Annotated in this window: 4 protein-coding genes; all 4 read right to left on the bottom strand. The window is 48.7% G+C overall.

What is annotated here, in order from left to right:
* Positions 1–392, bottom strand: a 392-nt coding sequence (locus tag GN208_RS17705) for an HK97-gp10 family putative phage morphogenesis protein (RefSeq protein ID WP_243828508.1), incomplete at its 3' end; no start/stop codon positions are given.
* Positions 385–711 carry a phage head closure protein gene (locus GN208_RS17700; RefSeq protein WP_111759635.1) on the bottom strand — a complete coding sequence of 109 codons (327 nt, stop codon included), beginning with the start codon at positions 709–711 and terminating at the stop codon, positions 385–387. The genes GN208_RS17705 and GN208_RS17700, both read right to left, overlap by 8 nt.
* Before the next feature lie 10 nt (positions 712–721).
* Positions 722–1,015 carry a head-tail connector protein gene (locus GN208_RS17695; RefSeq protein ID WP_072870548.1) on the bottom strand — a complete coding sequence of 98 codons (294 nt, stop codon included), beginning with the start codon at positions 1,013–1,015 and terminating at the stop codon, positions 722–724.
* Positions 1,016–1,065: 50 nt separating this feature from the next.
* Positions 1,066–1,371, bottom strand: coding sequence for a hypothetical protein (locus tag GN208_RS17690; RefSeq protein WP_024473748.1), 306 nt, complete (start codon positions 1,369–1,371; stop codon positions 1,066–1,068).
* Positions 1,372–1,490: the final 119 nt, after the last annotated feature.

Below are 1,490 nucleotides of genomic sequence, written 5' to 3'. Positions count from 1 at the left end.
GCCTCATCCGCTTTACCGTCAAATGCCGGACGGATAAACGGTTGTGGTGCCATTTTGGATGTGCCGTTTTCCAGAAAGCGCCAGTAAAACGCATTACGCGGATCGTCCGTTTTCAGTGTGTTATCACTGTTGGTTCCGGCGGCGTTGGTTCCCCGGATGTACACCCCCGAGACAACCTCACCTTTATAACGGCTCCGCTGACCGCCGGTAACGATATTACGCACTAACCTACCGGTTCTGCGGGGTGCACTCTGCCGGACCTCATCCCGCAGCATATCTGCTGCGGCTTTCGCAGCCTCCCGCAGTACACGGGTATTTTCAGCCCGGCTGAGTAACTCCAAATCACGGGACAACTCAGCAAAACCGGATAAATCCAGCCCCATATCAGCCATCGTTCACCCCCTGTTTACACAGCAGTTCCAGCCGGGTAAATTTCACATCCGGGATCACAGCCTGAATATCGTAGATCTGCCCACGATATATCATCCGGCATGCGGGATGAATATCCGGCCGGTACCGCATCCACACACGAACAGTGATTTCTGACATTTCCGCTCCGGCGGTCAGCAGTTCCCGGCCGCTGACAGGTTTGACTTCCGCATTCACAGGCGGACCAATATCAAACCATAGCTTTTCTCTCTGGCCAGACGGGAGTATTGTGATTTCAGCCCTCTGAAAGGTGACAATATGCCTCAGACGACCAGCCTGCATAATTTTATCCTTACGGCCTGCGCCGGTAATCTCTTAAATGCCGGTACAGAGAATCAGGTAATGACTGACCTTCCCGGTTTTCATACCAAAACCCGACCATCTGTCTTAACCTGAGTTCTATATCTGTACTTAAAAATAGAGCACCCGGATCGTCTTTATCCGTTTTTTCCTCATAAAGTCTGCGATTAGTGACCCTTTCAACTTCGGAAACAGCGGCGCTTAAAAATTGCTGCAAAAGATCATTATCATGATCACCATCGATATAGCATTGCCTTTTCAGCTCTTCGATTGTCGGTAATGGCATGAAACCCCCAATAAAAAAGGCCGCTGAGCGACCTTGGGTTTATTTATTGCTTATTGTGCTATCTCAATTAATTTAACGGGTTTTTCACCTGCCTCATGACACCAGTTGTTATATTCACTGACAGCACGCATCAGCTCACCATCCGCAAGCCCAACTTTATCAACCAGGCTGGTTAGATTTTCAGCATCAAAAACAACAATTTCAGGCGGAACATGGTTGGCGTTGCCTTTCTGATGAAGAGAATAAACAGCCGCCCGTAGATCGCCTACCGCGCGGGCTCTTTCAATATGCATCGCTTTGATTTTTTCAAGCAAAACCTTACAGCGACCAATTGCTTCATAGTTTTTTTCTGTCATTGGTACCTCCGTTCAGAACGGTGATTTCATCTGTATAAAAAGGCGGCATCTCTGCCGCCGTAATTAATCAGCCTCCTGCACCTGCAGCTTTCAGTAATTTCACAGCATTACTGTCCACC

Source organism: Morganella sp. HSTU-ASny43, from assembly GCF_022819185.1.
Lineage (GTDB): Bacteria > Pseudomonadota > Gammaproteobacteria > Enterobacterales > Enterobacteriaceae > Morganella > Morganella morganii.
Note: the sequence above shows the minus strand (reverse complement) of the source record. Positions and strands in the feature narration are given on the sequence as shown.